Source organism: Serpentinimonas barnesii, from assembly GCF_000696225.1.
GTDB classification, from domain to species: domain Bacteria; phylum Pseudomonadota; class Gammaproteobacteria; order Burkholderiales; family Burkholderiaceae_C; genus Serpentinimonas; species Serpentinimonas barnesii.
This window is the reverse complement of record NZ_BAWN01000035.1, coordinates 20,298-34,946: the sequence shown is the minus strand read 5'-3', so window position 1 is coordinate 34,946 and position 14,649 is coordinate 20,298. Positions and strand designations below refer to the sequence as shown.

The 14,649-nt window shown below is 67.0% G+C and carries 12 protein-coding genes, 1 tRNA gene and 1 pseudogene; 9 read left to right on the top strand and 5 right to left on the bottom strand.

From position 1 onward, the window contains the following. Positions 1-85 precede the first annotated feature (85 nt). Together SRAH_RS12365 and ispF are read left to right on the top strand one after the other, a co-directional pair. A pseudogene (locus tag SRAH_RS12365) lies at positions 86-712 on the top strand (IspD/TarI family cytidylyltransferase); the annotation flags it as partial. Between the two features lie 306 nt (positions 713-1,018). After that, positions 1,019-1,495 carry a 2-C-methyl-D-erythritol 2,4-cyclodiphosphate synthase gene (ispF, locus tag SRAH_RS12360; RefSeq protein WP_439645554.1) on the top strand — a complete coding sequence of 159 codons (477 nt, stop codon included), beginning with the start codon at positions 1,019-1,021 and terminating at the stop codon, positions 1,493-1,495. Positions 1,496-1,558: 63 nt separating this feature from the next. Here ispF and SRAH_RS10505 read toward each other — a convergent pair whose 3' ends face one another. The 4 genes from SRAH_RS10505 to ompR all read right to left on the bottom strand — a co-directional run bounded on the left by SRAH_RS10505 (position 1,559) and on the right by ompR (position 4,378). Continuing rightward, the gene (locus SRAH_RS10505) at positions 1,559-1,900 is read right to left on the bottom strand and encodes a type II toxin-antitoxin system RelE/ParE family toxin (RefSeq protein ID WP_029463302.1); all 342 of its coding nucleotides are present in this window, start codon (positions 1,898-1,900) and stop codon (positions 1,559-1,561) included. Further along, on the bottom strand, positions 1,900-2,175 hold the full coding sequence (locus SRAH_RS10500; RefSeq protein ID WP_029463301.1) for a type II toxin-antitoxin system Phd/YefM family antitoxin: 276 nt from the start codon (positions 2,173-2,175) through the stop codon (positions 1,900-1,902). Before SRAH_RS10500 ends, SRAH_RS10505 begins: the two co-directional genes overlap by 1 nt. 87 nt (positions 2,176-2,262) lie before the next feature. After that, on the bottom strand, positions 2,263-3,645 hold the full coding sequence (locus tag SRAH_RS10495) for an ATP-binding protein (RefSeq protein ID WP_045477215.1): 1,383 nt from the start codon (positions 3,643-3,645) through the stop codon (positions 2,263-2,265). Then, the gene (gene ompR, locus SRAH_RS10490; RefSeq protein ID WP_029463299.1) at positions 3,632-4,378 is read right to left on the bottom strand and encodes an osmolarity response regulator transcription factor OmpR; all 747 of its coding nucleotides are present in this window, start codon (positions 4,376-4,378) and stop codon (positions 3,632-3,634) included. The genes SRAH_RS10495 and ompR overlap by 14 nt, the downstream gene beginning before the upstream one ends. Before the next feature lie 222 nt (positions 4,379-4,600). Between ompR and SRAH_RS10485 the strand changes: the two genes are divergently transcribed. Continuing rightward, complete coding sequence (locus SRAH_RS10485; protein ID WP_045477213.1) at positions 4,601-5,362, top strand: SIMPL domain-containing protein; 762 nt, start codon at positions 4,601-4,603, stop codon at positions 5,360-5,362. Between the two features lie 2 nt (positions 5,363-5,364). Here SRAH_RS10485 and SRAH_RS10480 read toward each other — a convergent pair whose 3' ends face one another. Further along, positions 5,365-6,144 (bottom strand): 3-hydroxybutyrate dehydrogenase, encoded by a 780-nt coding sequence (locus SRAH_RS10480; protein WP_029463297.1) that lies wholly within the window; start codon positions 6,142-6,144, stop codon positions 5,365-5,367. 99 nt (positions 6,145-6,243) lie between these two features. Here SRAH_RS10480 and SRAH_RS10475 point away from each other — a divergent pair, with 99 nt between their 5' ends. The 6 genes from SRAH_RS10475 to SRAH_RS10450 all read left to right on the top strand — a co-directional run bounded on the left by SRAH_RS10475 (position 6,244) and on the right by SRAH_RS10450 (position 14,539). Beyond that, a complete protein-coding gene (locus SRAH_RS10475; protein ID WP_029463296.1) occupies positions 6,244-7,212 on the top strand; it encodes an alpha/beta fold hydrolase in 969 nt (322 codons plus the stop codon). Continuing rightward, positions 7,209-9,509, top strand: coding sequence for a RelA/SpoT family protein (locus SRAH_RS10470; protein ID WP_029463295.1), 2,301 nt, complete (start codon positions 7,209-7,211; stop codon positions 9,507-9,509). Before SRAH_RS10475 ends, SRAH_RS10470 begins: the two co-directional genes overlap by 4 nt. A gap of 34 nt (positions 9,510-9,543) precedes the next feature. After that, a tRNA-Val gene (locus tag SRAH_RS10465) sits at positions 9,544-9,620 on the top strand. 162 nt (positions 9,621-9,782) lie between these two features. Beyond that, a complete protein-coding gene (uvrB, locus tag SRAH_RS10460) occupies positions 9,783-11,891 on the top strand; it encodes an excinuclease ABC subunit UvrB (RefSeq protein ID WP_045477205.1) in 2,109 nt (702 codons plus the stop codon). A gap of 48 nt (positions 11,892-11,939) precedes the next feature. Beyond that, positions 11,940-12,596: a LuxR C-terminal-related transcriptional regulator gene (locus SRAH_RS10455; RefSeq protein WP_029463293.1), complete on the top strand. Its 657-nt coding sequence runs from the start codon at positions 11,940-11,942 to the stop codon at positions 12,594-12,596. Continuing rightward, positions 12,593-14,539 carry a sensor histidine kinase gene (locus tag SRAH_RS10450; protein ID WP_149028976.1) on the top strand — a complete coding sequence of 649 codons (1,947 nt, stop codon included), beginning with the start codon at positions 12,593-12,595 and terminating at the stop codon, positions 14,537-14,539. The genes SRAH_RS10455 and SRAH_RS10450 overlap by 4 nt, the downstream gene beginning before the upstream one ends. Positions 14,540-14,649 lie beyond the last annotated feature (110 nt).

Below are 14,649 nucleotides of genomic sequence, written 5' to 3'. Positions count from 1 at the left end.
TGCACCTGCACCTGCACCTGCACCTGCACCTGCACCTGCACCTGCACCTGCACCTGCACCTGACGCGCCGCGCTGCTATGCCCTCATCACCAGCGCGGGTAGCGGTAGCCGGGCGCTGCGCTCCTCAGAGCCGGCCGCGCCCAAGCAATACCAATTGCTGGCGGGCCAGCGCGTGATCGACCACACGCTGGCGGCTTTTCTGGCGCTGCCGCACTGGGCCGGGGTGGCGGTGGTGGTGGCGCCCGGCGACGATTCCTACCAAAGCCGCGACGCACGGGTGCGCGTTTGGCCTGTAGGCGGTGCCGTGCGCGCCCAGACCGTGCTCAACGGCTTGCAGCAACTGGCCGCCGCCGGGGCCCGCGACGCCGATTGGGTGCTGGTGCACGATGCCGCGCGCTGCCTGATTGAGCCGCAGCAGATCGAGCGCCTGCTCGCGGCCTGCTGGCACGACCCGGTGGGCGGCCTGCTGGCGCTGCCGCTGCCGGACACGCTCAAGGCCGCCACATCAGCCACATCAGCTACCCCCATGGCTCGGGTGGCTGCCACGCTGGAGCGCGCCGACAAATGGCTGGCGCAAACGCCGCAGATGTTCAAGCTCGGGGCCTTGCGCGCGGCGCTGGCGGCGCACCAGGGCAGCGGTTTTGACGGCATCACCGACGAGGCCAGCGCCATCGAGCGCAGCGGCGCCCAGCCGTTGCTGGTGCCAGGCAGTGCCAGCAACTTCAAAATCACCTACCCGGCCGACTTCGCGCTGGCCGAGGCGCTGCTGGCGCAGCGGCAGGCGCAGCAGCATAGACAGCAGCCCCAGCAGCAGCCCCAGCAGCAGCCTTTCAGCCACGCCCATCCCTTGGAAGGGGCGAAGTCCATCCATCCCACCACCTCCTGCGCCCCGCCTGCACACTGCATCGCGGCCCCTGCCGATCCAGCCGCCACCCTCAAAGCCCCTATGCACCCAGCAGCCAGCCTCGCCCTATCCCCTCCCAGCCCAACGGCCCCCGCCTCCAACCCCCTGACCGGCCTGCGCATCGGCGAAGGCTGGGACATTCACGCCCTGGTGCCGGGGCGGCCACTGATTTTGGGCGGCATCCACATCCCGCACCCCAGTGGCCTGCTCGGGCACTCGGATGCCGACGCGCTGCTGCACGCCATCACCGACGCGCTGCTGGGCGCGGCCGCGCTGGGCGATATTGGCACCCTGTTCCCCGACACCGACGCGCGCTTTGCCGGGGCCGACTCGGCCCAGTTGCTGGCGCAGGCCATGCAGCGCGTGGCCGAGCAAGGCTATGCGCTCGTCAACCTCGACACCACCGTGATCGCCCAAGCCCCCAAGCTGGCCCCCTACAAAGCGGCCATGCAGGCGCGCATCGCCGCCGTGCTGGGCCTGCAACCGGGCCAGGTCAATGTAAAAGCCAAAACCGCCGAAAAACTCGGGCCGGTTGGGCAGGGTTTGGCCATCGAATGCCGCGCGGTGGCGCTGTTGCAGCGGGTGGCTTGAGGCTTCGGGGCAGGTGTTGCGCACCAGACGGCGCCTGCCGCGCTTGTGCGCCATTGACCAAGACTACGCCGTGAGCAACCTTCGGGCCAGCAGCGTCTGCATATTGCGCCAACCATCGGCAATCAGCGCGACGATGACCTGATTGCCGCTGACGCGGTAAATCACCCGGTAGGGCTTGAAGGCGGTCTGGCGGTACTCTTTGATTCCCAGCGCGAGCAACTCCTTGGGGTAGCTGCCGCGTTGCGGAAAAATCGACAGGCTTTGCAGGGTTTCCAGCAAGCGCTCCAGCACGTAATCGGCATTGGCCGGGCAGTCGAATTCGGCGATGTGGTCGCAGATCGATTCCAAGTCCCGCTGCGCGCCCTCGGTGAGCAAGACCTCGAATTCGGGGGCCGCGTTGGCCATCAGGCCGCAGAGCGCCGGGCGCGCAGACGGGCCTCGACTTCGGCCAGCGGCTTGAGCTTGCCAGCGGCCGCATCTTGGTGGCCGAGGGCCAAGATTTTTAGCAGCGCCAGGGTTTCCTGGGTTTCTTCATACGAGGCCACGTCTTGCAGCACCGCCTTGGCTTGCCCATTTTGGGTGATAAGCAAGGGCTCGCGCTGCTCAGACAAGCGCGCCAGCACGGCGGCCGCGTTGGCCTTGAGGTAGCTGATGGGCTGGACCTGCGTGGCGTATTGCATGGTTTGGATCCTAATTGTGTGAAGCCCGAATGTAGCCCTTTTACAGTCTTGTTGCAAGCCAATGCTGCCACTGCGCAATTCATGCGCTCAGGGCTCAGCCGCTGCCTCCGGCAAACGCAGCCGCGCCAGCAGGCCGCCGGCCACCCCGTTGCGCAGTTCCAGCGCGCCACCCATGAGCTGCAGGGTTTTGTCGGCGATGGCCAGCCCCAGGCCGCTGCCGTTGGCGGCGGTGCGGGCGCTGTCGGCGCGAAAAAAGGGCTCGGTCAGGCGCGGCAGCAGTGGCGGCGGCACGCCCGGGCCTTGGTCGGCCAGTTGCAGCGTCAGCGTGCCGGCTGGGCTGGGTGGGGCGCTGATCTGCAGCCGCAATTGCCCGTCGGGGCCGCGGCCGTAGCGCGAGGCGTTTTGCAGCAGGTTGTCGAGCACGCGGCGCAGTTCCACCGGGTCGGCCAGCACGCGCAGGCCAGGTGGCACATCCAGGGTCACCGCGCAGTCGGGGGCGCCCTGGTAGGGCAGCAGCGCGGTGGCCGTCAGTTCGGCCAGATCGACGGCTTGCAGTTGCTGCACCTGGTCGACGCGGGCGTAATCGAGAAACTTGTCGATGATGGCCGCCACCTGGTCGATGTCGGCGGCCATGAGTTGGCGCGTGGGCTCGTCGGGCACGCTGAGCTCGATTTCCAGCCGCAGCCGCGCCAGCGGGGTGCGCAAGTCGTGCGAAATACCGGCCAGCATCAGCGTGCGGTCGGCCTCGGCCTTGGCCAGTTGCTCGGCCATGCGGTTAAAGCCGACGTTGACGGCGCGAATCTCGTGCGTGGCCTCGGTTTCATCGAGCCGCGGCCCGGAGAAGTCGCCCGAGCGCACGCGCGCCGTGGCCGCGCTGAGCCGCAGCAGCGGCTGGTTGATCAGGCGCGCAAACAGGGCCGCGCCGAGCACCGACAAGGCCGCCGCAATGCCGAGCCAAACCAACCAGGTGGTGCCGCCGACTTGCCCCACCCGGGCCGGGTCGGCCAGCAGCCAGAAGCGGTCGCCATCGATTTCAAAGCCGATCCACAGGCCGTCAAAGCCGTTCACTTGGCGCGCCACCACCGTCTGCGGCCCGAGCATGAGCGCCAGTTCGGCGCTGATGCGCCGACTTAAGGGGTCGTAGTCATAGCTCAGGTGGTTGTCGGCGTCTTCGCGCACCGCGATGCGCAGGTTTTCTTGCTGTAGCAAGGTGGTGACCAGCGAAATGCGGGCAATCGGGTCGGCGTGCGCCAGCGCGGCGCGCGTGAGGTTGACCAATGAGGCCAGTTGCTGCGCGCTTTGCACCGCACGCGGCTCCTCTTCGAGTGTGCGCAGGGTTTGAAACCAGGCCAGCACCGAGCCCAGCAGCAAGGCACCGAGCAACAAAAAGGTGCGGCTAAACAGGCTGATGCCCTTGCCGCCCGTTTGGCGGCTGGACTCTGCACCGGGCTGTGGCTCAGTTGGCGCCATCGGGAATAAACACATAGCCCACGCCCCACACCGTTTGCAGGTAGCGCGGCGCGCCGGGGTCGGCTTCGATGAGTTTGCGCAGGCGCGAGACTTGCACGTCGAGGCTGCGGTCAAAGGGCTCGAACTCGCGCCCCCGTGCCAGTTGCGCCAGCTTGTCGCGCGACAGCGGCTGGCGCGGGTGCCGCACCAAGGCCTTGAGCATAGAAAACTCGCCACTGGTCAGGCCGATGTCGATGCCGTCTTTTTGCAGGGTGCGCTGCCCAAGGTCGAGCACAAAGGGGCCAAACCGCACCACCTCGTTTTCGGTCGAAGGGGCCCCCGGCACTTCGGGGGCCGGGCGGCGGCGCAGCACGGCGTGGATGCGCGCCAGCAACTCGCGCGGGTTGAAGGGTTTGCCCAAGTAATCGTCGGCCCCGATTTCCAGCCCGACGATGCGGTCCACGTCTTCGCCTTTGGCGGTTAGCATGATGATGGGGGTGCGCAGCCGCCCGGCGCGCAGGCGGCGGCAGATGCTCAGGCCATCCTCGCCCGGCAGCATCAGGTCGAGCACGATCAGATCGAAGGTCTCGCGCTGCAGCAGCTTGTCGAGCGCGCGCGCGTCGGCCGCCAGCAACACCTCGAAGCCCTGCTGGCTCAGGTAGCGGTTGAGCAATTCGCGGATGCGGGCGTCGTCGTCCACGACCACGATGCGGTCGGTGCGGTGCGGCGGCGGTTCCGGGGTGGGGTGGGGCATGGGTTGGGCATTCGAGCTAATACAGTGACAACGATTGTGACACCGGGCGGCCCCTAGGGGTTGGGCAATCGACGCTTGGGAAACGCGCCGTTACAGTTGTTGCGCGTGCTCGCCGCCCAAAGCGGGGTTTGCCGGGGCTGCGGATGGCACACTGGCAGGGCACCGCGCAAGGCAACACGCGCCACGCACGTTGCATGGGTCTGGTTTTACAGGAGCAATCCAATGATTTATCGAACTATTTCTTTCTCCACGCGCTTGGGCCATGGGCTGGCGGGCTTGGCGCTGGGCTTGGGCCTGCTGGGCGCAGGTTCTGCCTTGGCGCAAGTTTCGGCCAACCCGGCTGCTTTGCAGCCTTTGCCCCACAACGTGGTGCAGTTGAGCGCCACCGCGCAGCAGACGGTGCGCCAAGACTGGCTCACCCTGACGCTGGTGCAGCGCGTGCAGGGTGCCGAGCCGGCGGCCTTGCAGCGCCAGCTCAGCCAGGGCGTGGAGGCGGCGTTGCGCCAGTTGCGGCCCCAGGTGCGCGCGGGCGAATTCGAGCTGGGCACGGGGCATTTCAGCCTGCAGCCGCGCCACAATGCAGAAGGCCAGATCGTGGGCTGGATCGGCAGCGCCGAGCTGCTGCTGCAGGGGCGCGACGTGGCGGCGCTGGCCTCGGCGGCGGCGCAGGTGCGCGGCCTGAACGTGGCGCAGATGGCGTTTTCGCTCAGCCCGCAGGCGCGCCAGCAGGTCGAGGCCAGCGTGCGCAGCGCCGCCATCGAGCGCTTTCGCGCCAGCGCGCAGCAGGTGGCGCGCGACTTTGGCTTTGCCAGCTACAGCTTGCGCGAAATCGCCATTTCAGACGGCGAGCAGGATTTTTCGCCACGGCCGCGCCTGATGCTGGCCGCGCAAGCCCGCCTAGACGGTGCCGAGGCCGCCCTGCCCGCCGAACCCGGCACGGCGCAGGTGCAGGTCACGGTGGCCGGCACGGTGCAGTTGCAATAGGTTTATTGCGCCGCCCAGCCGCCGTCCATATTCCAGGCCGCGCCGCGCACATTGGCGGCTGCGGCCGAGCAGAAAAACACCGCCAGCGCGCCCAGTTCCTCGGGCGTGGTGAACTGCAGCGAAGGCTCTTTCTCGCACAGCAGGTGCTTGGTGGCTTCGGCATTGCTCAAGCCCAGTGCGGCGGCGCGCTCATCGACCTGCTTTTGCACCAGCGGCGTGAGCACCCAGCCGGGGCAGATGGCGTTGCAGGTCACGCCGGTGGTGGCGGTTTCCAGCGCCACCACTTTGGTCAGGCCCACCAGTGCGTGCTTGGAAGCCACGTAGGCCGATTTGTTGGCCGAGGCCACCAGCCCGTGCACCGAGGCCACGTTGATGATGCGGCCCCAGTTGGCCGCTTTCATGGCCGGCAGCGCCAGCCGCGTGGTGTGAAAGGCGCTGCTGAGGTTGATCGCCAGCACCGCGTCCCAGCGCTCGGGCGCAAAATCCTCAATCGGCGCCACGTGCTGGATGCCGGCGTTGTTGACCAAAATATCGATGCGGTCAAACTCCGCTGCCGCAGCGCGCAGCATGGCCTCGATCTGCTGCGGCTGGCTCATGTCGGCGCCCTGGTAGCTCACCCGAGCCCCCGGCGCAGCCACGGCCGCCACTTCGGCGCAAGCGGCTTGCGCGTCGCCAAAACCGTTCAGCACCAGGTGCGCGCCTTGTTGCGCCAGCGCCTTGGCAATCCCGAGGCCTATGCCACTGGTCGAGCCCGTTACCAGCGCCGTCTTGTTTGCGAGCATGAAAACATCTCCTTTTGATTTACGATAGGTGCCATTATCTAGGACGCTACAAGGCGATCAGCGCGCGGTAAGCCGGCGCGCGGGAGACGAGAGACCGATATGGAACCCACCTTGCATCATCTGGCCGTACCCGGCCCGCTGGCCACGCACGGCGAACCGCGCCGCATCGCTTGGTGGGAGTGGGGGCCAACCGGTGCGCCCGTCGCCCCGGCGCAGGTGGTGGTTTGCGTCCACGGCCTGACGCGCCAGGCGCGCGATTTCGACGCGCTGGCGCAGGCGCTGCTGCAGCGGGCTCAGGGTCGGGTGCAGGTGGTGTGCGTCGATGTGGCCGGGCGCGGCCACAGCGACTGGCTGGCCGACCCATCGGCTTATGCGGTGCCCACATACGCCGCCGACTTGGCGCTGTTGCTGGCGCACCTGCGCGCGCGCTGCGCGGCGGCCACCGGCAGCGCCGAACCCTCCGAACTGTGCATCGACTGGGTGGGCACCAGCATGGGCGGCCTGATCGGCATGGCGCTGGCAGCGCAACCCGGGCTGGGTTTGCGCCGCTTGGTGCTTAACGACGTGGGGCCGGTGATCGAGGCCGCGGCGCTGCGCCGCATAGCCACTTATGTCGGCCTGCAGCCCGTCTATGCCAGCGAGCAAGAGGCGGTGCAGGCGCTGGCTCAACTGCACCGGGGTTTTGGCCCACACAGCCCCGAGCAGTGGCTGGCCCTGTCGCGCCCGATGCTGCGCCCGGTGCAAGGCGGCTGGACGCTGCATTACGATCCGGCCATTGCACAGCCGCTGCGCGCCATGCAGGCGGCAGGGCAGGCGGTGGGCGCAGACCCCGGCGCAGCCATCCACGCCGGCGAGGCCTTGCTGTGGCAAATGTACGAGGCCATCACGGCCGAGGTGCTGTTGCTGCGCGGGGCCGAATCCGACCTGCTCAGCCATGTCACCGCCTTGGCCATGACGCAGCGCGGGCCGCGTGCGCGCCTGCACGAGTTTGCGGGTGTGGGCCATGCGCCCACGCTGGTGGCGCCCGAGCAGGTGGCGCCGGTGTGCGATTTTCTGTTGGCTCCATGAGATCGGCCCCACCGCCACCCGATTTTCCCGCCAGCGCAGCAGCCCCAACAGCCGGGGCGGCCGGTGCAGCCGGGGGGCGGCCGTCGCAGGCCCACGCCGCCGACGAGCAGGCCGCGGTGCTGCGCGCGCGCGCTTTTGCCGAGCCGCTGCTGGCCGCCGAAACGCTCGATACCGGCGAAAACACGCTGGCGCACGCCGACGGCGTGGTTGCCGTGCTGGATCTGATCGGTGGCGGGGCCGAACTCAAGGTCTGCACCTACCTGGTCTATGCCTGCGAGCACCTGAACCGCCCGCGCGAGCTCATCACCAAAGCCTTTGGCGGCGACTTGGCCGCCGTGGCGCTGGAAACCACCAAGCTGGTGCAGTTGCAGCGCCAGACCCGTGTCAAGGCAGCCCAGGTGCGCTTGGAGCGCGCCAGCGTGGCCGAGCCGGGCAGCACCAACCGGGCCGCCCCGAGCGAGCTCGAAGCCAGCCAGCACGAAAACATCCGCAAAATGTTGCTGGCCTTCTCGCGCGATTTGCGTGTGGTGCTGCTGCGGTTGGCCTCGCGGCTGCAAACGCTGCGCTTCATCGCGGCGGCCAAAATTGCACCCGACCCGGCGCTGGCCAGCGAATCGCTGCACGTGTTTGCGCCGCTTGCCAATCGCTTAGGGATCTGGCCGATCAAGTGGGAGCTCGAAGACCTCGCCTTTCGCTTCCTCGAGCCGCAGACCTACAAAGACATCGCGCGCCAGCTCGACGAAAAACGCATCGAGCGCGAGAGCCACGTGGAGCAGGTGCGCCAGCAGTTGCAGCAGGCGTTGCACGCGCAAGGCATTCAGGCCGAGGTGCAGGGGCGGCCCAAGCACATCTACAGCATCGTCAAAAAAATGCGCGGCAAGGCGCTCGACTTTGACCAGGTGTTCGACCTGCGGGCGCTGCGCGTGGTGGTGCCCCAGATCGAAGACTGCTACCGCGTGCTGGCCCACGCGCACGCCCACTACAGCCCGCTGCCCGAAGAGTTCGACGACTACATCGGCAAGCCCAAGCCCAACGGCTACCAGTCGCTGCACACCGTGATCCGCGACGCGCAGGGGCGCGCCTTCGAATTGCAGATCCGCACCCGAGCCATGCACGAGCACGCCGAGCATGGCGTGGCGGCGCACTGGGCCTACAAAGAAGCCGGCAGCAAGGGCTACCAGGGGGTGAGCGCCAGTTCCGACTACGACGCCAAAATCGCCGTGCTGCGCCAGTTGCTGGCCTGGCAGCGCGACGTGGCCAGCGAGCGCCGCCAAGAGGCAGCGCAGCCGCTGTTTGACGACGCCATCTATGTGCTGACACCGCACGCGGCCATCGTCGAGCTGCCCAAGGGGGCCACCGCGCTCGATTTTGCCTACACCGTGCACACCGATCTGGGGCACCGCTGCCGTGGTGCCCGCGTCGATGGGGCCATGGTTGCGCTCAACACGCCGCTGCAAAACGGCCAGACAGTCGAAATCATTGCCAGCAAAGACGGCGGCCCCTCGCGCGACTGGCTCAACCCCGAGCAGGGCTACCTGGTGAGCCACCGCGCCAAGAGCAAGGTGCGGGCCTGGTTCAACGCCCAGGCGGTGCACAGCACCATCCAGCGCGGCCGCGAGCAGCTCGACAAGTGGTTGCAGCGCGAAGGCAAGACCGCCCTCAACCTCGACGATCTGGCCAGCCGCATCGGCTACGACGACGCCGCCAGCCTGTGCGAGGCGCTGGGCAAAGACGAAATCACGCTGCGCACGGTCGAGCAACTGCTCAACCCGGCCCCGGCGCTGCAAGCCCCGGACGAGGTGCAGTTGCGCAAAGCGCGCCACAGCCCGGCCCGCGCCCCGCAAGGCAGCGTGCTGGTGGTGGGCATGGATTCGCTGTTGACGCAACTGGCGCGCTGCTGCAAACCGGCCCCGCCGGACGACATCCGTGGCTACATCACGCGCGGCAAGGGGGTGGGCGTGCACCGCGCCGACTGCCCCGACTACGCCATGCTGGCGCAGCGGCATCCGGGTCGGGTGATCGAGGTGCAGTGGAACGGCGCCGGCACCAAAGGCGATGCGGCCACCCACTACGCCGTCGATGTGGCGATCGAGGCGCAGGACCGCCAAGGCCTGTTGCGCGACATCTCCGACGCCTTTGCCAGCCAAAAAATCAACGTCATCGGGGTGCAGACGCAAAGCGTGAAAGGGGTGGCTTGGATGACCTTCACGGTCGAAGTCACCGACGCCAGCCGGGTGCAACGCGTCATGGCGGCCATGCAAGACGTGGCCGGGGTGCGAAGCGTGCGCCGGCGCTAAAGCCTGCTACAATAGCAGGCTTGCAACCGACCTTAGGCGCGTAGCTCAGCTGGTTAGAGCACCACCTTGACATGGTGGGGGTCGTTGGTTCGAGTCCAATCGCGCCTACCAATCGCACGTTGAAAAAGCCCCAAGGCCTCCAGTCTGTGGGGCTTTTTTGTTGCCCGAGCCTGCATCCTCTCGACATCAAGTCCGTGTTTTTCCAGCTTGATTGGGCATGCAAGGCCAGCAAACGGAGCCGACCGGCCTTGCACGGCCATTAAACTCCCGCCCATGACCGGACTCCAACCCCTTGACGCGCAAGCCGCGCCAGGCCTGCCTGCATCCGCTGCCTCGGCCCAAGTCGAGGGCCTGCGCTTTCCCGGCTCGCCCTTTGAGCTGCACCAGCCCTTCGAGCCGGCCGGGGACCAGCCGGCGGCGATCGAGCTGCTGGTGCAAGGGGTGCAAAACGGCGAGCTCTACCAGACCCTGCTGGGCGTGACCGGCTCGGGCAAGACCTACACCATGGCGCACGTGATCGCCCGGCTGGGCCGACCGGCGATCGTGTTCGCGCCCAACAAAACGCTGGCGGCGCAGTTGTACAGCGAGTTTCGCGAGTTTTTCCCCAACAACGCGGTCGAATACTTTGTCAGCTACTACGACTACTACCAGCCCGAGGCCTATGTGCCGCAGCGCGATCTGTTCATCGAAAAAGACAGCGCCATCAACGAGCACATCGAGCAGATGCGGCTCTCGTGTACCAAAAGCCTGCTGGAGCGGCGCGATGTGCTGATCGTGGCCAGCGTCTCGGCCATCTACGGCATTGGCCAGCCCGAGAGCTACCACCGCATGATCATGACGCTGCGCGTGGGCGACCGGCTCGGCCAGCGCGAGGCCATCGCGCAACTGGTGCGCATGCAGTACCAGCGCAACGAGCAGGATTTTTCGCGCGGCCTGTTTCGGGTGCGCGGCGACACCATCGACGTTTTTCCGGCCGAGCACTCCGAGCTGGCGCTGCGCATCGAGCTGTTCGACGACGCGGTCGAGTCGCTGCAACTGTTCGACCCGCTCACCGGGCGCATCCGCTCGCGCATCCCGCGCTTCACCGTTTATCCCAGCAGCCACTACGTGACGCCGCGCGAGCAGGTGCTGGCCGCCGTGGAGGGCATCAAGCTCGAACTGGCGCAGCGCCTGCAAGAGCTGGTGGGCGCGGGCAAGCTGGTGGAGGCGCAGCGGCTGGAGCAGCGCACCCGCTTCGACCTCGAAATGCTGGTCGAAGTGGGGCACTGCAAGGGCATTGAGAACTACTCGCGCCACCTCTCGGGTGCGGCCCCGGGCGAGCCGCCGGCCACCCTGTGCGACTACCTGCCGCCCGATGCGCTCATGTTCTTGGATGAGAGCCACGTCATGATCGGCCAGCTCGGCGGCATGTACCACGGCGACCGCTCGCGCAAGGCCACGCTGGTCGAGTACGGCTTTCGGCTGCCGAGCGCGCTCGACAACCGGCCGCTCAAGTTCGAGGAGTTCCAGGCGCGCATGCGCCAGTGCATTTTCGTCTCGGCCACCCCGGCCGAGTTCGAGCGCCAGCACGCCGGCCAGGTGGTGGAGCAGGTGGTGCGCCCGACCGGGCTGGTGGACCCGCTGCTCGAAGTGCGCCCGGCCACGCACCAGGTCGATGACGCGCTGCAAGAAATCCGCCTGCGCGTGCAGCGCAGCGAGCGCGTGCTCATCACCGTGCTGACCAAGCGCATGGCCGAGCAGTTGACCGAGTACCTGAACGAAAACGGCGTGCGCGTGCGCTACCTGCACTCCGACATCGACACCGTGGAGCGGGTCGAGATCATCCGCGACCTGCGCCTGGGTGTTTTTGATGTGCTGGTGGGCATCAACTTGCTGCGCGAAGGGCTGGATATACCCGAAGTCAGCTTGGTGGCGATTTTGGACGCCGACAAAGAAGGCTTTTTGCGCTCCGAGCGCAGCCTGATCCAGACCATCGGCCGCGCGGCGCGCCACCTCAACGGCATGGCCATTTTGTACGCCGACCGCGTCACCGACTCGATGCAGCGCGCCATCGGCGAGACCGAGCGCCGCCGCACCAAGCAACTGGCCTTCAACGCCGAGCACGGCATCACGCCCATCGGGGTGGTCAAGCGCATCAAAGATTTGATCGACGGTGTGCAAAGCGACAAAGCCAGCGAGCAGGCGCAGCGCCAAGAGCTGGCCCGGGTGCAGCAGGCCGAAATCCAGGACATGAGCGAGAAAGACCTCTCCAAAGAGATTAAGCGGCTGGAAAAGCTGATGTTCGAGCACGCGCGCAAGCTCGAATTCGAGCAGGCGGCCCAGGCGCGCGACCGCCTGACCCAGCTCAAAGACCGGGTGCTGGGGGCGCACACGGCCTTGTAACCTGTTTTGGGGAGCCCGACCGAGGCTGGCGTGGCCCACAATCGCAGCATGCCCAGCATCACGCGCCTCTACCTGATCGAAGACGACCGCACCGTGTTGCACTTTGTGCAGCACGCGCTGGCGCTGCGGCCCGATTGGCGCCTGGTCGGGCATTCCGAGACCTTTGCCCATGCCCGCATCATGGCCCCCAACAGCCTGGCCGATGTGTATTTGGTCGATCTGGGCCTGCCCGATGGCCGCGGCGAAGACATGCTGCGCCTGCTGGCCCTGACCAAGCCCGAGGCCGAGCTGCTGGTGTTCACCGTCTTTGGCGACGAGTCGCGCCTCATCAACGCCCTGCAATCCGGGGCCACCGGCTATGTGCTCAAGGGCTGCAACGCCACCGAGCTGATCGAGGCCATCGAACAAATCCGCGAGGGTGGGGCCCCCATTTCGCCCCTGCTGGCGCGCTTGTTGCTCAAGCAATTGCGCAACAACGCCCCGGCGCAGTGGGCGGAGAACGGGGCCGCCATACCGGCGCTGTCGGAGCGCGAAACCGAGGTGCTCAAGCTGGTGGCGCAAGGCTATGTGAACAAAGAAATCGCCGCCCGACTCGGCATCGGCATCGCCACCGTCAGCACGCACATCAAAAACCTGTACCGCAAGCTGGCGGTGCACACCCGGGTGCAGGTGGTGCGCGCGGCGCAGGAGCGGGGGCTGTTGTGAGGGGCTTGCCACCGGTGCCGCCACTGCCCGAGCACAGCGCTGGGCGGGTTCCGCACTACGTCTGGGTGGCGCTGTTGCTGCTGGGTTTGCTGTGGGCGCTGCACAGCGTCTCGCGGCCAACCGCCCCCGAAGGCGCCGTGACCCTGCGCCAGGCGCTGGCCAGCCTGCCGCAGCAGCCGCACGAGCCGCCGCAGCCGGTGGTTTTGCCGCACATTCTGGACGACCAACCCGCGGCTTGGTGGGGCCAGGTGGACTACCGGCTCGACTGGCCCCCTGAACTGCACTACGACGACCCCGCCCAAACCCGGCTGGCGCTGCTGCTGCCGCGCGTGGGCACGCGCTTTCGGGTGCTGCTCAATGGCCAAGAAATCTACCAGGTCGGCTGGTACGCCGCGCCCGAGCGCAACATCTTGAGCGCCTGGTTTCCCTACCTGGTGAGCCTGCCACCGGCCCTGCTGCAGCCCAATCCGCAACACAACACGATACACATCCAGGTGCAGGGCCAGTTGCTGGAGCGCAGCGGTTTGTGGCCCTTGCAAATCGGCTACCACGGCACCTTGTTCGAGCGCCACCAGGTGCTCGAAGTCTGGCAGGTCAAGGGCACTTGGATGATGCTCATCAGCTCGCTGCTGATGGGCCTGCTCTCGCTGCACCTGTGGCGCATCTTGCATGAGCGCCTGTTTTTGCTGATGGCGCTGGCGGCGCTGGCGCACACCGTGCGGCTGGCCCTGTCGGTTTCGCTCGAACCGGTGCTGAGCTATGGCTGGTACTTTTATTTGCACCGGCTCGCCTTTACCTGGTACGTGGGGTTTTTCCTGCTGTTCGTGGCCGAGCTGATGGCCTTTCGCGACCGCCTCGTGCGCGGACTGGCCTGGTTTTTGATTGCCTTTGGTCCGCTCTGGCTGGCTTGGACGCTGCATACGCAAAATTACGATTTTTACCGCCTCTGGGCCGGTGCCTTGGCCGCTTGCGGAGCCATTGCGCTGCTGTGGCTGCTGCTCAAGGCGCGCCGGCGCGGTGCCTTCGACGCCGATCAAATCCTGGTGCTGTTGGTGGCGGCGTTTACGCTGGCCACCGGCGTGCGCGATTTTTTGGTGGTGCAGCTCAACTTCCCCGGTGACGCCGACCTGCGCTGGACTTCGCTGGGCAGCCTGGCCTTGCTCTTTACCTTGAGCTGGGTGCTGGCGCAGCGCGCCACCGCCTCCACGCGCGAGGTGTACCGCCTCAACCAGTCGCTGGCCGGCACGGTGGCCAAACGCGAGGCCGAGTTGCGCCAGGCCTTCGAGCAACTGCGCGCCTCCGAGCAGCAGCGCGCCATCGAGGGCGAGCGCCGGCGCCTGATGCGCGACATGCACGACGGCCTGGGCAGCCAACTGGTGCAGACCCTCAACATGGTGCGCAGCCAAGGGGGCAGGCTGGACGCGCAATCGGTCGAATCCATGATTCACCACGCGCTCGATGAACTGCGCCTGATGCTCGATTCGCTGGAGCCGATGGAGGGCGACTTGGCCACCATCTTGGGCACCTTCCGCCAGCGCGTCGAGCCCGCCCTGGTGGCGGCCGGGATCGAACTCGACTGGCAGGTGCAAGACGTGCCCACGCTGGCGTCTTTGGATGCCCAGGGCGTGATGCACCTGTTTCGCTGCATGCAAGAGATTTTTGCCAATGTGGTCAAACACGCCCAGGCGCGCCGCGTGTGCGTGCGCACGCGCCACGACGAGGCGCACGTCTACCTGAGCGTGACCGACGACGGCGTGGGCTTGCAGCGCCAACAGGCCAGACAGGTGCAGCAGCGCGGATTGGGCAATTTGCGGGCCCGCGCCGGCAAGCTCGGGGCCGAGCTGCGGTTTTTCAACGCCAAGCCCGGAACCGGGGTCGAATTTATCTTTCCAATCTTTCGCACCCTCACACCCGAGGCGCTGGACACGGCGCCGCCCGGCTGAGCAATGGCCCAATACCCTTGGGTGCTTTAAGACCAAGCAAAAGAGTCGGATATTGGGTATACTCGGTGCAAACAAAGGCTGTCGGCAAAAAAGCCCGCCCGTGTGGTTCG

Bases quoted from the DNA above. Each gene is read 5' to 3' on its own strand.
- SRAH_RS10505 (WP_029463302.1), bottom strand. From the start codon at position 1,900: ATGGCCAACGCGGCCCCCGAATTCGAGGTCTTGCTCACCGAGGGCGCG.
- SRAH_RS10500 (WP_029463301.1), bottom strand. From the start codon at position 2,175: ATGCAATACGCCACGCAGGTCCAGCCCATCAGCTACCTCAAGGCCAAC.
- SRAH_RS10495 (WP_045477215.1), bottom strand. From the start codon at position 3,645: ATGGCGCCAACTGAGCCACAGCCCGGTGCAGAGTCCAGCCGCCAAACG.
- ompR (WP_029463299.1), bottom strand. From the start codon at position 4,378: ATGCCCCACCCCACCCCGGAACCGCCGCCGCACCGCACCGACCGCATC.
- SRAH_RS10485 (WP_045477213.1), top strand. From the start codon at position 4,601: ATGATTTATCGAACTATTTCTTTCTCCACGCGCTTGGGCCATGGGCTG.
- SRAH_RS10480 (WP_029463297.1), bottom strand. From the start codon at position 6,144: ATGCTCGCAAACAAGACGGCGCTGGTAACGGGCTCGACCAGTGGCATA.
- SRAH_RS10475 (WP_029463296.1), top strand. From the start codon at position 6,244: ATGGAACCCACCTTGCATCATCTGGCCGTACCCGGCCCGCTGGCCACG.
- SRAH_RS10470 (WP_029463295.1), top strand. From the start codon at position 7,209: ATGAGATCGGCCCCACCGCCACCCGATTTTCCCGCCAGCGCAGCAGCC.
- uvrB (WP_045477205.1), top strand. From the start codon at position 9,783: ATGACCGGACTCCAACCCCTTGACGCGCAAGCCGCGCCAGGCCTGCCT.
- SRAH_RS10455 (WP_029463293.1), top strand. From the start codon at position 11,940: ATGCCCAGCATCACGCGCCTCTACCTGATCGAAGACGACCGCACCGTG.